This is a genomic window from Salmonella sp. JXY0409-18 (genome assembly GCF_020268625.1).
GTDB lineage: Bacteria > Pseudomonadota > Gammaproteobacteria > Enterobacterales > Enterobacteriaceae > Salmonella > Salmonella enterica.
Genome location: NZ_CP084216.1, coordinates 262622 through 280207, shown reverse-complemented (window position 1 = coordinate 280207; position 17586 = coordinate 262622). Strand labels below are relative to the sequence as shown.

13 protein-coding genes are annotated in these 17586 nt (G+C 53.0%); 4 read left to right on the top strand and 9 right to left on the bottom strand.

Annotation, left to right across the window (positions count from 1 at the left end):
* Positions 1 to 273: 273 nt before the first annotated feature.
* A complete protein-coding gene (gene dtpB, locus LDB27_RS01270) occupies positions 274 to 1746 on the top strand; it encodes a dipeptide/tripeptide permease DtpB (protein ID WP_001098268.1) in 1473 nt (490 codons plus the stop codon).
* Between the two features lie 91 nt (positions 1747 to 1837).
* On the opposite strand, the gene rsmJ is transcribed toward dtpB, so the two are convergent.
* From rsmJ to LDB27_RS01255, 3 genes are all read right to left on the bottom strand, one after another.
* Complete coding sequence (rsmJ, locus tag LDB27_RS01265; protein WP_001165130.1) at positions 1838 to 2596, bottom strand: 16S rRNA (guanine(1516)-N(2))-methyltransferase RsmJ; 759 nt, start codon at positions 2594 to 2596, stop codon at positions 1838 to 1840.
* Positions 2597 to 2602: 6 nt separating this feature from the next.
* On the bottom strand, positions 2603 to 4645 hold the full coding sequence (gene prlC, locus LDB27_RS01260) for an oligopeptidase A (protein WP_000184178.1): 2043 nt from the start codon (positions 4643 to 4645) through the stop codon (positions 2603 to 2605).
* 181 nt (positions 4646 to 4826) lie between these two features.
* Positions 4827 to 6098 (bottom strand): acid phosphatase, encoded by a 1272-nt coding sequence (locus LDB27_RS01255; protein ID WP_000766149.1) that lies wholly within the window; start codon positions 6096 to 6098, stop codon positions 4827 to 4829.
* A 210-nt stretch (positions 6099 to 6308) separates the two neighbouring features.
* On the opposite strand from LDB27_RS01255, the gene LDB27_RS01250 reads away from it, so the two are divergent.
* Complete coding sequence (locus tag LDB27_RS01250) at positions 6309 to 7151, top strand: 23S rRNA (adenine(2030)-N(6))-methyltransferase RlmJ (RefSeq protein WP_000954235.1); 843 nt, start codon at positions 6309 to 6311, stop codon at positions 7149 to 7151.
* A 104-nt stretch (positions 7152 to 7255) separates the two neighbouring features.
* Entirely contained in the window at positions 7256 to 8608 is a 1353-nt protein-coding gene (gene gorA, locus LDB27_RS01245; protein ID WP_000160768.1) for a glutathione-disulfide reductase, read from the top strand.
* A 46-nt stretch (positions 8609 to 8654) separates the two neighbouring features.
* Here the strand turns inward: gorA and fraE are convergent, their stop codons facing one another.
* The 5 genes from fraE to LDB27_RS01220 form a co-directional block, all read right to left on the bottom strand.
* The gene (gene fraE / locus LDB27_RS01240; protein WP_000702751.1) at positions 8655 to 9698 is read right to left on the bottom strand and encodes a fructose-asparagine asparaginase; all 1044 of its coding nucleotides are present in this window, start codon (positions 9696 to 9698) and stop codon (positions 8655 to 8657) included.
* A gap of 58 nt (positions 9699 to 9756) precedes the next feature.
* Complete coding sequence (locus LDB27_RS01235) at positions 9757 to 11076, bottom strand: anaerobic C4-dicarboxylate transporter family protein (protein ID WP_000498935.1); 1320 nt, start codon at positions 11074 to 11076, stop codon at positions 9757 to 9759.
* Positions 11077 to 11129: 53 nt separating this feature from the next.
* Positions 11130 to 11975, bottom strand: a complete 846-nt coding sequence (fraD, locus tag LDB27_RS01230; protein WP_000028436.1) for a fructose-aspartate kinase — start codon at positions 11973 to 11975, stop codon at positions 11130 to 11132.
* A 63-nt stretch (positions 11976 to 12038) separates the two neighbouring features.
* The gene (fraB, locus tag LDB27_RS01225) at positions 12039 to 13016 is read right to left on the bottom strand and encodes a 6-phosphofructose-aspartate deglycase (RefSeq protein WP_010989080.1); all 978 of its coding nucleotides are present in this window, start codon (positions 13014 to 13016) and stop codon (positions 12039 to 12041) included.
* Between the two features lie 175 nt (positions 13017 to 13191).
* Positions 13192 to 13911 carry a GntR family transcriptional regulator gene (locus LDB27_RS01220; RefSeq protein WP_000572566.1) on the bottom strand — a complete coding sequence of 240 codons (720 nt, stop codon included), beginning with the start codon at positions 13909 to 13911 and terminating at the stop codon, positions 13192 to 13194.
* A 325-nt stretch (positions 13912 to 14236) separates the two neighbouring features.
* Between LDB27_RS01220 and LDB27_RS01215 the strand changes: the two genes are divergently transcribed.
* Positions 14237 to 15886, top strand: a complete 1650-nt coding sequence (locus tag LDB27_RS01215) for an alpha,alpha-trehalase (protein WP_000934254.1) — start codon at positions 14237 to 14239, stop codon at positions 15884 to 15886.
* A 12-nt stretch (positions 15887 to 15898) separates the two neighbouring features.
* On the opposite strand, the gene LDB27_RS01210 is transcribed toward LDB27_RS01215, so the two are convergent.
* On the bottom strand, positions 15899 to 17488 hold the full coding sequence (locus LDB27_RS01210; RefSeq protein WP_000185014.1) for an STY4199 family HEPN domain-containing protein: 1590 nt from the start codon (positions 17486 to 17488) through the stop codon (positions 15899 to 15901).
* Positions 17489 to 17586: the final 98 nt, after the last annotated feature.

The window sequence follows — 17586 nt, the reverse complement described above, 5'->3', positions numbered from 1 at the left end:
AGGTTGGCCTGAACCATCAGGCAAATTCCGGCTCTCAACAACAACGCCCGCTTAGGTGGGCGTTTTGTTTATCCCCCCTTCTTCGCAGTACTCAGTACATCATTCCATCACACCAAACATAATTAGTGTGATCCACTAATTAGTTTGCGTATCATTTGTATAATAACCTATTGATCAGGCTAATAACCGCAGTCTATATCAGGGTAAGTCTTTTCGGCGCGTTTTGATATACGCGCTCATACGTTTCGGGATGGCATTAAAAGGCGAAGGAATATGAATACAACTGCACCTACGGGCTTGCTGCAGCAACCTCGTCCATTCTTCATGATCTTTTTTGTAGAATTATGGGAACGATTTGGCTATTACGGCGTCCAGGGCATCCTGGCGGTCTTTTTCGTTAAACAATTGGGTTTTTCTCAGGAACAGGCCTTTATTACCTTTGGCGCTTTTGCGGCGCTGGTTTATGGCCTGATCTCCATCGGCGGCTATGTTGGCGACCATCTGTTAGGGACTAAACGCACCCTGGTCCTGGGCGCGATTGTGCTGGCGATTGGCTATTTTATGACCGGCATGTCGCTATTAAATCCCGATCTGATTTTTATCGCACTGGGTACGATTGCCGTGGGCAACGGGTTATTTAAAGCCAATCCCGCCAGCCTGCTCTCTAAATGCTATCAGCCTAAAGATCCCCGGCTGGATGGCGCTTTCACCCTGTTTTATATGTCGATTAACATCGGTTCTTTGTTATCGCTATCGCTGGCGCCGGTGATTGCCGATAAATTTGGCTATGCGGTGACCTATAATCTGTGCGGCGCTGGTTTAATTGTTGCGCTTCTGGTGTACTTCGCCTGCCGTGGCATGGTGAAAAATATCGGTTCTGAACCGGATCATAAACCGCTACGTTTTCGCAATTTGCTGCTGGTACTGCTCGGCACCATCGTCATGATTTTCCTCTGCGCCTGGCTGATGCACAACGTTAAGATTGCCAATCTGGTGCTCATCATCCTTTCTATCGTCGTCACTATTTTCTTCTTTCGCGAAGCGTTTCGTCTGGATAAAACCGGCCGCAATAAAATGTTCGTGGCGTTTATTCTGATGATTGAAGCCGTGCTGTTTTACATTCTGTATGCGCAGATGCCTACCTCGCTGAACTTCTTTGCGATTAATAACGTGCATCATGAAATTCTTGGATTCGCCATTAACCCGGTGAGTTTTCAGGCGCTGAACCCATTCTGGGTGGTCGTCGCCAGTCCGGTACTGGCAGCGATTTACACCCGACTGGGTAGCAAAGGCAAAGATCTGACTATGCCGATGAAGTTTACGCTTGGCATGTTCCTCTGCGCGCTGGGTTTTCTGACCGCCGCCGCCGCCGGGATGTGGTTTGCCGATGCGCAAGGATTGACGTCGCCGTGGTTTATCGTGCTGGTGTATCTGTTCCAGAGTCTGGGCGAGCTGCTGATTAGCGCGCTGGGGCTGGCAATGGTCGCCGCTCTGGTGCCGCAGCATCTGATGGGCTTTATTCTGGGAATGTGGTTCCTGACCCAGGCCGCCGCCTTCCTGCTCGGCGGTTATGTGGCGACCTTCACTGCCGTACCGGAAAACATCACCGATCCGTTGCAGACGCTGCCAATTTATACCGGCGTCTTTAGCAAAATTGGTCTGGTAACGCTGGCGGTCACCGTGGTGATGGCCATTATGGTGCCGTGGTTAAACCGAATGATTAATACGCCAGATACCGAACAGTAATACTCAGTGCCGGATGCGGCTTACGCCTTATCCGGCCTACAAATAATTGAGAATCGTAGGCCCGATAAGCGCAACGCCATCGGGCAATCCGTTACTCCGTCAGAGGGGTTCCGGCATAAATATCAAACCGATGCCCTTTGGTAACGATGGCGTTGGGCGTCGCGACATCCGCCAGCGGCGGCGCATAATCGGGACGTTTGACCACCACGCGTTTGGTCGCCAACTGACGCGCCGGTTCCAGCAGTCCGTCGGCGTCGAGATCCGGCCCCACCAACGACTGAAATACCCGCATCTCTTTCTTTACCAGCGCGCTTTTCTGCCGGTGAGGAAACATCGGATCGAGGTAGACCACCTGCGGGCGCGGCGTGATATCGGTTAACGCCGTCAGGCTGGAAGCATGAATCAACTGCAAACGTTGCTGCAACCACGGACCGATGTCCGCATCGGCGTAGCCGCGCGTCAGACCGTCGTCGAGCAACGCGGCGACCACCGGATTACGCTCCAGCATCCGCACGCGGCAACCGACGGACGCCAGCACAAACGCATCGCGCCCCAGTCCGGCCGTGGCATCAACCACGTCCGGCAGATAATCGCCTTTGATACCAACGGCTTTCGCCACCGCTTCGCCGCGCCCGCCGCCGAACTTACGTCGATGGGCCATCGCGCCGCCGACAAAATCGACAAAAATACCGCCGAGCTTCGGTTCGTCGCGCTTGCGCAGCTCCAGATGTTGCGGCGTCAATACCAGCGCCATCGGGTTGTCTTCGTCATGCTCCAGTCCCCAGCGGGCAGCCAGAACAGATAAGGCGCCGTCTGTGGCGCCCGTTTCATCCATTAAGCAGATTTGCACGTAAAATCAGCCTTTAATCCCGTAATGCTCCAGCATCGCGTCCAGTTGTGGTTCACGGCCACGGAAGCGTTTAAAGAGTTCCATCGGCTCTTCAGAACCACCGCGAGTCAGGATGTTATCAAGGAACGACTGACCGGTCTCACGGTTGAAAATGCCTTCCTCCTCAAAGCGGGAATAAGCGTCCGCCGCCAGTACGTCGGCCCACAGATAGCTGTAGTAGCCTGCCGCATAGCCGCCAGCAAAGATATGGCTGAACGCGTGTGGGAAGCGGCCCCATGTCGGTGACGGCACCACGGCGACCTGTTTTTTAATTTCAAAGAGCGTCTCAAGAATTTTCGCTCCTTGCTGCGGATTAAATTCCGCATGCAGACGGAAATCAAACAGACCGAACTCCAGCTGACGCAGAATAAACAGCGCCGCCTGATAGTTTTTCGCCGCCAGCATTTTATCCAGCAGTTCCTTCGGCAACGGCTCGCCGGTTTCATAGTGGCCGGAGATAAACGCCAGCGCTTCCGGCTCCCAGCACCAGTTTTCCATAAACTGGCTTGGCAGTTCGACCGCGTCCCACGGCACCCCGCTGATACCGGAGACCCCGGCGGTCTCAATGCGGGTCAGCATATGATGCAGGCCATGACCAAACTCGTGGAACAGGGTGATCACTTCGTCATGGGTAAACAGAGCGGGTTTACCGTTCACCGGACGGTTGAAGTTACAGGTCAGATAAGCGACCGGCTTTTGCAATGTGCCGTCCGCCTTACGCATCTGGCCGACACAGTCGTCCATCCACGCCCCGCCGCGTTTGTGTTCGCGTGCGTACAGGTCAAGGTAGAAGCTGCCGCGCAGCTCGTTATTTTCGTCATACAGTTCAAAGAAACGCACTTCCGGGTGCCAGACATCAACGTCAGTACGCTCTTTGGCGGTGATGCCGTAAATACGTTTCACCACTTCAAACAGGCCATTCACGGCTTTGTTTTCCGGGAAGTACGGGCGTAGCTGCTCATCGCTGATGCTGTACAGGTGCTGTTTTTGCTTTTCACTGTAGTACGCGATATCCCACGGTTGCAGCTCCTCAACGCCAAATTCGGCTTTGGCGAAGGCGCGCAGCTGGGCCAGCTCTTTTTCCCCCTGCGGACGGGCGCGTTTCGCCAGATCGGTTAAGAAATCGAGCACCTGCTGCGGATTTTCCGCCATCTTGGTGGCCAGCGATTCATGGGCATAATTTTCGAAGCCCAGCAGTTGCGCCAGTTCATGGCGCAGCGCAAGAATTTCTTCCATCACCGGGCTATTATCCCACTTACCGGCGTTCGGCCCCTGGTCGGAGGCGCGAGTGGAATAGGCGCGATACATCTCTTCGCGCAACGCCTGGTTGTCGCAGTAGGTCATGACCGGCAGATAGCTCGGGATATCCAGGGTCAGCAGGTAACCTTCCTGCTCTTTGGCTTCCGCCTGGGCTTTAGCGGCGGCGAGCGCGCTTTCCGGCATTCCCGCCAGCTCGGCTTCGTCGGTGATGAGCTTCGTCCAGCCCATGGTGGCATCGAGCACATTATTGCTGTACTGGTTGCCCAGCTCAGACAGGCGAGTGGCGATTTCGCCGTAACGCTGCTGTTTCTCTTTCGGCAGACCGATGCCGGACAGTTCAAAATCACGCAGCGCGTTATCAACCGCTTTCTTCTGCGCGGTATTCAGCGTGGCGTAATGATCGCCGTCGCGCAGGTCGCGGTACGCGTTGTACAGTCCTTCATGTTGCCCAACCCAAGTGCTGTATTCCGACAGCAGCGGCAGCGTCTGTTCGTAGGCTTCACGCAGCTCCGGGCTATTTTTCACCGAGTTTAAGTGGCTAATTGGCGAGAAAATACGCCCCAGAACATCGTCGGCTTCCGCCAACGGCTGGCAGAGGTTTTCCCAGCTATACGGCGCGCCATGCGCCACAACGCCTTCTACCGCCGCCCGGCAATCGGCCAACGCTTTGGTGACCGCAGGCACCACATGCTCCGGTTTAATTGCAGAAAAAGGCGGCAGTGAAAAAGACGTTAGTAATGGATTGGTCATATGCGCAGTCCTGTAGAAGAAGGTGAGTGGAGCGCGCTTTTGGCGCTCTCGCGATGAGATCTAGAATGGGGGATAGTAAGGGGAATTTCAATGATGGACAGCGTACAGACGTGGGTATCGCTGCAATAAGCCGCCCCTTTAACATCATCCCGGCTTACGTTTTATAAGCCGGGTGACAACGTCAGCGCGTTTTTCTCGCCATCTCGTAAGCAGCGGACAGATCCAGACGCTGCCAGAACTGTTGATCCTCGGTCTCGCCCGACAACGGATATCCTGCCGGTAACGCCGTCTCTTCCATTAACGCCTGACGCTGCGCTGGCGACAGGTTCGGCAGCGCTGTCTGTAGCAGAACATCGGCGCCTTTTGGTATTTTCAACGACTGATGCTCGCCTTTCTGTTGCGGCAGGTTATAAGTCATGGTGAAGCGGTAGAAGGTATGCATAGCCGGAGCGCGGTACGGATCGTCTTTTCCGGCCGATGCCGCGCATTCGACAATCGTCGTACCGCACTCTTTCACCAGCGCCTCGCGCAGTTGAGCGCGAGCTTCGTTGAATAACGTACGATAATACGGATCGTTAAGATAATGCGCGACATTACGCTGCGCGACCATCCGCGCGCCCATCACATCCAGCGGATAGTGTACGCCAAGGACCAGGCGAGAATAGCCATAACGCGCGCCACGAATCACCAGCGCATCAAAGCGTTCCGGGATCATTTCCGCCATCAACAGCGCATCCGTATAACCGGTATTCGTGTGTCCGCTGGGAAAAGCACCGCCACCTGCGGTATAAGGATGACCATCTTTTACCACCACATCATCCGGCGTCAAATGGATAGTATTACCCGGCACCTGGTAAGGACGCGGGTAATGAAAATATTTTTTCGCCGCGCCGGTGCTGACTTCCGAGGCTTTAATCAACGCTGCCGCTTTGCCCAACTCACCTTTATCATAAGCGGCGAGAAATGCCCGCCCCAGCCGTGGCCCCATTGCGTCGCTCAGGAAATAGAGATACTCCACGCTTTCCGCATCCGCCAGCGCCTGGTGACGGGTATTAACATCGGCATCGTGATTAATCGCCGTCACCGTCGCCAGATTGTCTTTCAATACTGCTTCCGGCAATGTATTGAAGGCGGAAAGTAGGGTAATCCCCATCTGTTGATTCTCAGTAGTATGAAAATCATAACCGCTAGCCTGTAACCAGGCATTATCCGCCTGGATGGAATTCTGTCGCATCTGAGCCAGGGCGTCGCGAGTCAACGCGGCGGTATCGCCTTGTAATGCCTTACGCAACTGTGTCAGCCATTGAGCCTCAAGGTCATTAAAGGCGACGCTCGCCGAGTCGGGCGTCACGCTTTTCGCTATCGACTCCGCCTGGGACAGGGGAATATCTTTCGCCAGTGCCGGCATCGCCAGCGCCAGAGATGACGCCAGTACAGTAATGTGTAGTTTCATTATGGTTCCTTTCATTAAAAATAACGCCAGGTCAAAACTACTACCTTGCCCACAGGCGATGCTGGCCTGCGCAGTTGACGGTTTGATGATACGAACACGTCTTGCAATACTTTCACAACGCGCGAAACAACATGGCGGTACTGGGGTAATCTGCGCGGATCTGCGGTAAACTATCGGCTAACTTGTTTACTTCCCGGAATATCTGCATCCATGCTCAGTTATCGTCACAGCTTTCACGCTGGCAACCACGCCGACGTCCTTAAACATACCGTTCAGAGCCTGATCATCGAGTCGCTAAAAGAGAAAGAAAAACCGTTTCTCTATCTGGACACGCACGCGGGCGCGGGGCGTTATCAGTTGGGCAGCGAACATGCTGAACGTACCGGAGAGTATCTGGAAGGCATCGCCCGTATCTGGCAGCAGGACGATCTGCCCGCCGAACTGGAACCGTATATTAGCGTCGTAAAACATTTCAACCGCAGCGGGCAGTTACGCTACTATCCGGGCTCCCCGTTAATCGCCCGCCAGTTGCTGCGTGAGCAGGACAGTCTGCAACTCACGGAATTGCATCCCAGCGACTTCCCACTGTTGCGCGCGGAGTTTCAAAAAGACAACCGCGCCCGCGTGGAACGCGCTGACGGCTATCAGCAACTGAAAGCCAAATTGCCACCGGTTTCCCGCCGCGGTCTGATCCTCATTGACCCGCCTTATGAAATGAAAACCGACTACCAGGCGGTAGTCAGCGGCATCAGCGAGGGTTATAAACGTTTCGCCACTGGTACATACGCGCTATGGTATCCGGTGGTGCTCCGCCAGCAAATTAAGCGCATGATTCATGAGCTGGAGGCCACCGGCATCCGTAAAATCCTGCAAATTGAGCTGGCGATCCGCCCAGACAGCGATCAGCGCGGGATGACGGCGTCCGGTATGATCGTGGTTAACCCGCCGTGGAAACTGGAGCAGCAGATGAACAACGTGCTACCGTGGCTGCACAGCAGGTTGGCGCCAAACGGTCACGGACACACTTCGGTAAGCTGGATCGTGCCGGAGTAATCACAGCCATCGGTGGAACCTTTCACCTTCAGGTATACAATCGCGAATATTTTGGCGGGTAGCGCAGAATCTATCCGTCCGACAACGAACATAAAGGAGCGGTCATGACCAAACACTATGATTACATCGCTATCGGCGGCGGCAGCGGCGGTATCGCCTCGATTAACCGCGCCGCTATGTACGGCCAGAAATGCGCGCTCATCGAAGCCAAAGAGCTGGGCGGCACCTGTGTTAACGTGGGCTGCGTGCCGAAGAAAGTGATGTGGCATGCCGCGCAGATTCGTGAAGCGATTCATCTGTATGGCCCGGACTACGGTTTTGACGCCACGATTAATCAGTTCGACTGGAGCAAGCTGATTGCCAGCCGTACCGCGTATATTGACCGCATCCATACTTCATACGACAACGTGCTGGGCAAAAATAACGTGGATGTGATTAAAGGCTTTGCCCGCTTTGTCGATGCCAAAACCATTGAAGTGAACGGCGAAACCATCACCGCCGACCATATTTTGATTGCTACCGGCGGCCGTCCGAGCCATCCGAGCATTCCAGGCGTGGAATACGGCATTGATTCCGACGGTTTCTTTGCGCTGTCTGCCTTGCCGGAACGCGTCGCGGTGGTAGGCGCAGGTTATATCGCCGTTGAACTGGCTGGCGTTATCAACGCGCTGGGGGCGAAAACGCATCTGTTTGTCCGGAAACATGCGCCGCTGCGCAGTTTTGACCCAATGATTAGCGAAACGCTGGTTGAGGTGATGAACGCCGAAGGCCCGCAACTGCATACTCACGCCGTGCCGAAAGCGGTGGTGAAAAACGCCGACGGCAGTCTGACTCTGGAACTGGAAGATGGCCGCAGTGAAACCGTTGATTGCCTGATCTGGGCCATTGGTCGCGAACCGTCGACCGACAATATTAATCTGGCGGCAGCGGGCGTGAAAACCAATGAAAAAGGTTACATCATTGTCGATAAATTCCAGAATACCAACATTGAAGGCATTTACGCCGTTGGCGACAACACTGGCGCGGTAGAACTAACGCCAGTCGCCGTCGCCGCCGGTCGCCGTCTCTCCGAACGCCTGTTTAACAACAAGCCGGACGAGCATCTGGACTACAGCAACATCCCGACCGTGGTCTTTAGCCATCCGCCTATCGGCACCGTCGGGTTAAGCGAGCCGCAGGCGCGCGAGCAGTACGGCGACGAACAGGTGAAAGTCTATAAGTCATCGTTTACCGCTATGTATACCGCGGTAACGACGCACCGCCAGCCGTGCCGTATGAAGCTGGTCTGCGTCGGGCCGGAAGAAAAAATTGTGGGTATCCACGGTATCGGCTTCGGCATGGATGAAATGTTGCAGGGCTTCGCGGTAGCGCTGAAGATGGGCGCTACCAAGAAAGACTTCGATAATACCGTCGCCATTCACCCGACCGCATCGGAAGAGTTTGTGACCATGCGTTAATATCTTGTGCGCCCATCTTCGAGGGTGGGCGCACAAGCCTGCATGATTAATACGTACTGAAATAACTCTGGATCAGTTCCGGATTACGCGTCTGAGTTAGTGCCGTCATCAGCAACACCCTCGCCTTCGCGGGGTTGAGCGAGTCAGACACCAGTCCAGGCTGTCCTTTATCCAACGGTACTACGCCGTTTCCGGTGCGGGAAGCGCGCACCACGATAATCCCGGCTTTCTCCGCTTTTTTAATCCCCGCGTCGCTGCGTACCGAGACCGAACCTGCGCCGGTTCCGGCATAAATAATACCGTCCGCGTGATGGGCGATCGCCGCATCATACATATATTCCGGGTCGTCCTGATAGCCGTAAATAATCACCACATTGGGTAATTTCTTGATATTACGTACGTCAAAAACAGAGCGCAGGGTATGAATTTTTTCCACCCGCGTTTCGAACTGTGGCTGACCATTAACGATGACCCCCAGATAGCCCTCTTCCGGCGCTTTAAAGGTATCCAGAGTCGTGGCATTAGTTTTCGTCACAAAGCGCGCCGAACCAATACGATCGTTTAAAACCACCATCACGCCGCGTCCCTTCGCATTCGGGTCAGCAGCCACCGTGACCGCTTCCAGCAGGTTCATTGCGCCATCGGCGCTGATTGCCGACGCGGGCCGCATTGCAGCGGTAAACACCACCGGTTTGTCACTTTTCACGGTCAAATTAAGAAAGTAGGCGGTTTCATCGAGCGTGTCAGTGCCATGAGTAATAACCACACCGTCAACATCGTCCTGCGCCAATAACGCATTTACCTTCTGTGAAAGTTTCAGGATAATATCGCTGGTCATATTTTCGCTACCAATATTCGCCACCTGCTCGCCGTCAACGCGAGCGATATTATTCATTTCCGGCACGGCATTTATTAATGTTTGCACGCCAAGTTCACCGGATTTATATCCGGCGGTTTGCGTATTATTGGCTGCCGTCCCGGCGATAGTACCGCCTGTCGCGAGAATAACAATATGCGGTAGTGACGTTGTGCTAAATACACAGTGGCTGATGAGCAGCAACACGGTGGCCATGAAAACTCTAATTTTCATTTTCTTCCTCTGAATTAAAAATAATAAGTGACGTGTGCTATAAAAACATGAATAACAATCAGGCCAGAACCATTTTTCCTATTAACAGCCCGACAATGACCGAGACAATCACGTTAACTAATCCCGGACGCATAAAACTATGGTTAAGCACATATTTGCCGATACGCGTCGTACCGGTATCGTCAAACGCCAGCGCCGCCAGACACTGCCCCGCCACCGGAATAAAGAAATAGCCGTTAACGGCAGGCCAGGAGCCGATTAACGCATAAGCGGGCAACCCTAACGCCAGCCCCAGCGGCAACAGAATTAACGTCGTTGCCGCCTGACTACTGACCATAGCGGACACGAAAAACATCATAATGGCGATAAGCCAAGTATGCTGTTGCAATAGAGTTTGCACTTCTGCCTTAATCAACGCGATATGACCATTCACGAACGTCTCACTCATCCAGGCCAGGCCGAAGGCGCAGACAATCGCCAGCGCGCCCGCCCGAAATACCGTACCGCTGATAATCTGATCGACCTGCGGCCGGCATAACAACACAATCAGGCAGGCAAAAGAGAGCATCGTAATCTGGATAGCGGCGGACATCGAAAGCGGTTGTAGCCCTTTCGCTGTCTCCACCATGGGCCGAAGCGCCGGAATCAGTCCTAAGAGAACGATAACGATCGCGCTGGTCAGAAATAACGCCACCGACAATTTGGCGCGCGAAGTGACCACCGTATTTTTACTTTCTTTCTGCGCAGGTTTAATTAACCCTTCAGCAAGCCGACGTTGATATTCCGGATCGTCTTTTAACTCTTTTCCTTTATTAAAGGTCGCTATTGCCCCCATCGCTACACCGATTAACGTGGCGGGCACGCAAATCATCATAATGGTTGAAATAGAGACGCCCAACGGCGCCATTAAACCAATCATCGCCGCCATGGCGGCAGATATAGGACTGGCGGTGATCGCCTGTTGCGATGCAATAACAGAAATAGATAAAGGACGTTCCGGTCGAATACCTGAATCCCGTGCGACTTCAGAAATAACCGGCAGCAAGCTATAAACGACATGCCCCGTTCCTGACATAAACGTGAAGATATAACAGATAAACGGCGCTAATAACGTAATGTAACGAGGGTGGCGACGCAGAATTTTTTCCGCCAGTTTGACCAGTAAATCCAGCCCGCCGGAGGCCTGTAAAGATGCGGCCGCCAGGACAACAGAAAGAATTATCAGAATAACATCAATCGGTGGCGTAGAAGGCGTCAGGCCAAAAATAAAAACCATCACGCCGACGCCTAACCCGCCGACCATCCCTAAAAATACGCCGCCGATCCTGGCGCCTATCATCAGGGCCACAAGGATAAAACATAATTCCGTCCAAAACATACTTCCTCCTGGGTTATCTGGAGTGAGTGTCGCTTTACATTGAGGGACGTAACCTATTGTGCAAACGGTTTACCAAAACCAAATGCGCCGTAATGAGATAACACCTGCGCCGCCGATTTCCCGCCCTGCCGCATGGCGCGTAACACGCTTTCTTTATCGGGTTCCGCCATACCCGATTGCAAAATGGAAAGCAAAAAACCGGTTAAGAAGGCGTCGCCTGCGCCCAGCGTATCGACAGGTTCGATATAAACAGGTTGCCACTCCAGATAATCCCTGCCGGAAAAATAATAAACTTTTTCATGCCCGCAGGTGGCAATAAGATGCCGACAGCCATAACGATAAAGTTTATTGAGTTTTATTTTGATTTCATCTGGCGATAACCCACTACAGGAGACAAATCCATAATCTACCCACGGGCATACCTTTTCAAAATAGTCGTCTGTACCGCGCCCGGAAAAATCAAAAGAGAGTAAGACGGTTTGTTGTTTAATTTTCTCCAGCTCCGATTCCAGATGGCCGTTAATACTGGAATGGACTAAGGTAAATTGTGATATATAACGAAGATCGTCGTCAGACAAGCTAAAAGGATGTTCCCGCAATACGCCGTTTTTGTTGCTGGCGACAAATTGCCGATCGCCATGCGTGAGACGGATACAGGCATACCCATTTTCGCCGGTATAATGGCGGCTGTGAGAGATGTCTATCTGTAGCTGGTGTAATACATCCTGTACGTGCTGCGCGGCGTCGTCATTGCCAAACGCCCCCATAAACGCGCTGGGGATGTCTGCTAATTTCGCATAGACAGCAAAATTTAATGCATTACCGCCGGGGTACATGATGCCGGAATGCAGGTATTTATCGACAACGTTGTCGCCAATACCCAATACGCTGATGCTCATCATTATTCCTTGTTTGTCTTTACAATAAAAAGCGTCCCTGCTTTTTTATCCATCCTGATGTAATTAATATTCCACTTTCCACATATAGCGGCGCGTCGTTAACGGATGCTGACGCGCCTCAGCTAACGCCCGATTGTAAACGGGATAAACGTTATTAAAGAGAGAGTGGTTAAAGTAATCAATAACCGTGGTTTTAATGGTCGATAGCCCCAGTTCTTTCGCATCGACAACTTCAATCCGGCGACCATATTTTTTCAGGAAGTTTAACGCGCGTTCATCCACCGCCCGCGTATTGCCCTCGGAAAACTGGAAGAAGAAAGGCGTATTCGCATCGGTAATTTCAAAGGGCCCGTGGAAAAACTCACCGCTATGAATACAGGCGGAATGTATCCATTGCATTTCCATAAAGATACAGATGCTCTGCAGGTAGGCTGCGCCATAGCCCGCGCCGCTGGCGACGGTGTAAATGACTTTATCGTCTTTATATTCCTGCGCGAACGCCTGCGCACGCTCCGCTACCTGCTCGCAAGCGCGCCAGACGATACGGTTGATTTTGCTGACGCCATCCTGAAAATCGTCGTAGTGCGCATACCCTTCCGTCTGCTGGAGCAGTTCGACCGCACTCAGCAGGCCTTTCATCGTTTTCTCTCCGGCAATATCTTTACCGTCGCCAAACGTGTACGTTTCCACATAGTCGCAATGCGCCACCAACGGTGAATCCATTATCCAGGTTAAACCAATGACCGGCGCGCCGTGCTGACGGGCGATTTCAGCCGCTTTAATTGTCTCTGGCGTATTACCTTTGTGGGAGGCGACAACCACAACGGCATTTTCTCCCAGCGCTACCGGCGGGTTGTTAATAAATTCTCCGCTGTTATACAGACCGACAGTCAACGCTTTCGCTTCTTTTTCTAAAAATGCTTTCGCCGGATAGAACGCCGCATAAGAACCGCCGCACGCCACGTAATAGACGTGTTTAACGCCTCCTTTCTCTGCCTGGCTGGTCACAATATTGCTAACTGTCTCTTTCATACCCATCATGCTTTCCTCTGGTTCCATCAATGATACAGGCGAGGATTCGCCATAAATGACTCATAATGTATTATTATTTTTATATGACATTTAAAGACATTTGATCAAGATGGAAACCAAAAAAAATCGGGATCCGCGATCTGGATCCCGATTCAGCCTGCTCTTCGTTAGCGTAATGCTGACATCATACGGTAAACCGTATTTTATCGCCGACAATCAACTGTTGCGAAACGCAGGAGAGTTCTCCTTTGTTATCAATCATTTCACTTTTTATCAGGATCAGCGGATAACCCTCGTTGACGCCAAGATAATGGGCGACTTCAAAGCTGGCATAAACCAGTTCGATCATCTTACGGGAGTGGGTAAACCATAAATGGTATTTCTCGCGTAAGCATTCATACAAAGAGTGATTATTAAGATCTTCGTCCAGCAAAAACGCAAAACGTGGGGGAAGATGTACGGTTTCCAGCGATACCGCCACATCGTCGGCATAGCGGATACGTTCAATGACGACCGCTTTTTCGCCATCGTTCATATTCAGTAACGCTTTTGTCTCATCGTCTACCGATTCAAAAACGGATTTGATGGTGCGTGACCCCGGGCGACGTCCCTGGGACTGGCATAACTCGCTGAAACTCATGATGCCGGTCATGCTGCGCTGAAATTTCTCACCAGAGACAAAGGTGCCTTTGCCGGAGACACGGGTCAGCAAATTTTCACGCGTCAGCGCATCCAGCGCCTTACGGACCGTGACCCTGCTCACCTGCCAGCGCGCGCTCAGTTCATTTTCCGTCGGGATCTGCTGGCCTGGTTTATACTCTCCACGCGCAATGGCCTCTTTTAAGGCGGCTTCAAGCTGCTTATAAAGCGGTTTGGCGCTTTTACTGTCGGGTTGCTCGATCATTTGTATCCATTTGTATTATCATGGTGCCATAGCTTGTATTATAACTATTTACGTTACCTTTGCTTGTGAATCCACGCCATGCGGCGACGTAGTGATACCGCTATGAAACGAATGTTCTGATTTTAGGTCTGGGGAGGGCGTCATGAAAATAGGATTTTCGCAATACTATTCAGTAACTTATGAAGTGTTTTTCTTGAGAGGTAGATTGTAAAATGTGATCTACCGCACACTTTGCCACTCAGGTATCGAAGCGAATGTCTACGCTTAATAGACAGCCGGGCAACACCCGTATCTTTTACGACGCAAGCCGGAGGTCCTTGTCATTATGCTCAACCAGAAATTAAACCCCACGCCTTCTGAAGATCTGACTATTGATGTCGATCTGCTTTATGAAACAGACCCGTGCGAGTTAAAGCTGGATGAAATGATCGAGGCGGAACCGGAGCCGGAGATGATCGAGGGGCTTCCCGCCTCTGACGCCCTGACCCCTGCCGATCGGTATCTCGAACTGTTCGAGCATGTACAGTCAACAAAACTGTTTCCAGACAGTAAAACGTTCCCGGACTGCGCGCCGAAGATGGACCCGCTTGATATCCTGATCCGCTACCGTAAGGTCAGACGCCACCGTGATTTTGACTTACGCCGCTTCGTCGAGAACCATTTCTGGCTACCGGAAACCTTATCCAGCGAGTATGTCTCTAACCCCGAAAACTCGCTCAAAGAACATATTGACCAGCTTTGGCCGATACTGACGCGCGAACCGCAGGATCATATTCCGTGGTCTTCGCTGCTGGCGCTGCCGCAATCCTATATCGTGCCGGGAGGCCGTTTTAGCGAAACCTATTATTGGGACTCTTATTTTACCATGCTGGGTCTGGCGGAAAGCGGGCGCGAAGACTTACTTAAATGTATGGCGGATAATTTCGCCTGGATGATTGAAAACTATGGCCATATTCCCAATGGTAACCGGACCTATTATCTGAGCCGCTCGCAGCCGCCGGTTTTCGCCCTGATGGTTGAACTGTTCGAAGAAGATGGCGTGCGCGGCGCGCGGCGTTATCTCGACCATCTCAAAATGGAATACGCCTTCTGGATGGACGGCGCCGAATCGCTGGCGCTCAACCAGGCTTATCGCCACGTTGTGCGGATGCCGGACGGTTCCCTGCTGAACCGCTACTGGGACGATCGCGACACGCCGCGCGACGAGTCCTGGCTGGAAGATGTCGAAACCGCAAAACACTCCGGTCGTCCACCCAATGAAGTCTACCGGGATTTGCGCGCCGGGGCGGCGTCCGGCTGGGACTATTCTTCACGCTGGCTACGCGATGCGGGCCGGCTTGCCAGCATACGTACGACCCAGTTTATCCCTATCGATTTGAACGCTTTTCTGTATAAACTGGAGAGCGCTATCGCCAATATTTCAGCACTGAAAGGCGAACGTGACACCGAGGCGCTATTTCGCCAGAAAGCCAGCGACCGACGCGCCGCCGTGAACCATTATCTGTGGGATGATGAAAACGGCTGTTATCGGGACTATGACTGGCGACGCGAAGAAATGGCGCTCTTTTCCGCCGCCAGTATCGTGCCGCTGTATGTCGGTATGGCGAACCACGAGCAGGCCGACCGTCTGGCAAATGTGGTGCGCAGCCGTCTGTTAACGCCCGGCGGGATTATGGCGACCGAATACGAAACCGGCGAACAGTGGGATAAACCGAACGGCTGGGCACCGCTGCAATGGATGGCGATTCAGGGCTTCAAACTGTATGGCGACGATATGCTGGGCGATGAAATCGCCCATAACTGGTTAAAAACAGTGAACCATTTTTATCAGGAGCACCATAAACTGATCGAGAAATACCATATTTCCGGCGGTACGCCCCGCGAAGGCGGCGGCGGCGAGTATCCGCTACAGGACGGGTTCGGCTGGACCAATGGCGTGGTGCGCCGCCTGATTGGCCTTTACGGAGAGCCTTAACCTGCTCCGGCCTCAGTGAATCGCATCATAAATGGCTGACTGAATTTTCAGCCATTTTTTATTGTCTGCGCTGGGCCGGGCCTGAGCGCGCAGTCGGGCCTGCTCCGTATCGTGCTGCTGGCGCGTCACAACAGCCGGAACAGTGCAAAACGTTTGCAAATAGGTTTTATGCATCGCGGTCAGCGGCGCGCCGCTCGACATGTCATGACTTAACGTTGTGATAAATCGTCGACAAGGTTTGACCTCATCCATCAGCGCGGGATAACGCAACAACAGTTGCAGCACTTCGGTATGTCCTGCCGCAAACGCCTGCTCCGTCCACGCGAGCTGCCAGTTCATTCCGCCCTGGAGGAACAGCGCCGTCACCCGCGTATCATTGCGCTCTATCGCCGCCCGCATGGTAAACGCATCCCAGGTAATCCCCATATGATTGAGCGTTTCCCGCGCGGAAGGCGCCTCGCGCGGCGGTTCATCCTGCGCCATTGCGGGAGCTTGCCCGTTATCGGAGCCTGGCGACGACGAACTAAATAGCCAGAACGCGCCCGCCAGTATCGCCAGCGTCATGACGCCAACCCCGCCCCACAAAGCGCCGGAAATAAGTTGCTCACGCTCTTCAGGCGTACGCGGAGGCCGCTTACGCGGTGGTTCTATGCTCTCGCTAATCTCATGCTTATCTCCCCCGGCCTGCCGATCTTTAAGCCGCGCGGTTTCCCAGAACTGGCGCAATTCACGTTCATCCGCCAGCAGAAACGAAGCGGGATTCACGCGAGTACGTTTTTCGGCATAGGCGCGCTGGATGGGCCGAACGATTTGCTGATACTGAACGTTTAGCAGCATAAGCTGCGCTGAGGTGAGCGGCTGCCTGGCGATAACCTCGTTTCGCGCGAGGCGGCAATCATCCAGAAACATACGCAGGGTGGTGCGCGACTCGGCGAACAGCGTTAACGCTGAGGCGTCATTAAAAATTCTGACGTAATGACGGGCAAACAATTTTTTATCGACCACCATAAGCGCTAGTTCGCTGAACAACATGCCTTCCAGCGCATGTTGATCTTCTCCCTGTTTTAACCACTGGCGCAAACGGTCCGGGCCAAAATTTTGCTTGAGGTAGTGATTCAGCGACGCCCGATCCGGCCATGCGCGCGCAATAAGCGCTTTTAACGTCAGTTCTATCGCCCGAAGCTGGCGCTGCGCCTCAAGATGCGCCTCCTGGTCGGGGTCTTCCAGCTCAGTTTGATACGTCAGTAGCGGCTGCTGCTGACGTAGATGTTCCAGCGAGGTGACAAAACGCAACGCGGCAAGGAGTTGATTTTCGCTCACCTCTTGCCCGCTGTCATACTGGGGAACATGCTGCTGAAGGTGACGTAGTTGCAGCATAAACTGGCTCAACTGCGCGTCATTTATCCGCAATTTTTTCGCCACCGCGCCCCAACCGCCCAGGTTAAGACGCGCCTGCTCAAGTTGTTCCATGAACCACCGGGGCTCTTTTCCCTCTGTGGTATGAATACCCAGCAACAGCAGGATTTCTATTGATGCCTGGCGGATAATCCCCAGGCTATGTTCAAAAGGCGCGCGTGTCGCCTGCGAAGCGCTATTCGTCATTATCTTCCCTAAAAAGACGATCCCGCGACGAGATCTTCGTTTTCTTTTAATTATGTTTTTTCATAGATATAACAGATTTAGCCACATTTCAGTGACTT

Bases quoted from the DNA above. Each gene is read 5' to 3' on its own strand.
- LDB27_RS01215 (WP_000934254.1), top strand. From the start codon at position 14,237: ATGCTCAACCAGAAATTAAACCCCACGCCTTCTGAAGATCTGACTATT.
- LDB27_RS01210 (WP_000185014.1), bottom strand. From the start codon at position 17,488: ATGACGAATAGCGCTTCGCAGGCGACACGCGCGCCTTTTGAACATAGC.
- LDB27_RS01250 (WP_000954235.1), top strand. From the start codon at position 6,309: ATGCTCAGTTATCGTCACAGCTTTCACGCTGGCAACCACGCCGACGTC.
- dtpB (WP_001098268.1), top strand. From the start codon at position 274: ATGAATACAACTGCACCTACGGGCTTGCTGCAGCAACCTCGTCCATTC.
- LDB27_RS01235 (WP_000498935.1), bottom strand. From the start codon at position 11,076: ATGTTTTGGACGGAATTATGTTTTATCCTTGTGGCCCTGATGATAGGC.
- prlC (WP_000184178.1), bottom strand. From the start codon at position 4,645: ATGACCAATCCATTACTAACGTCTTTTTCACTGCCGCCTTTTTCTGCA.
- LDB27_RS01220 (WP_000572566.1), bottom strand. From the start codon at position 13,911: ATGATCGAGCAACCCGACAGTAAAAGCGCCAAACCGCTTTATAAGCAG.
- gorA (WP_000160768.1), top strand. From the start codon at position 7,256: ATGACCAAACACTATGATTACATCGCTATCGGCGGCGGCAGCGGCGGT.
- fraE (WP_000702751.1), bottom strand. From the start codon at position 9,698: ATGAAAATTAGAGTTTTCATGGCCACCGTGTTGCTGCTCATCAGCCAC.
- fraD (WP_000028436.1), bottom strand. From the start codon at position 11,975: ATGAGCATCAGCGTATTGGGTATTGGCGACAACGTTGTCGATAAATAC.
- fraB (WP_010989080.1), bottom strand. From the start codon at position 13,016: ATGATGGGTATGAAAGAGACAGTTAGCAATATTGTGACCAGCCAGGCA.
- LDB27_RS01255 (WP_000766149.1), bottom strand. From the start codon at position 6,098: ATGAAACTACACATTACTGTACTGGCGTCATCTCTGGCGCTGGCGATG.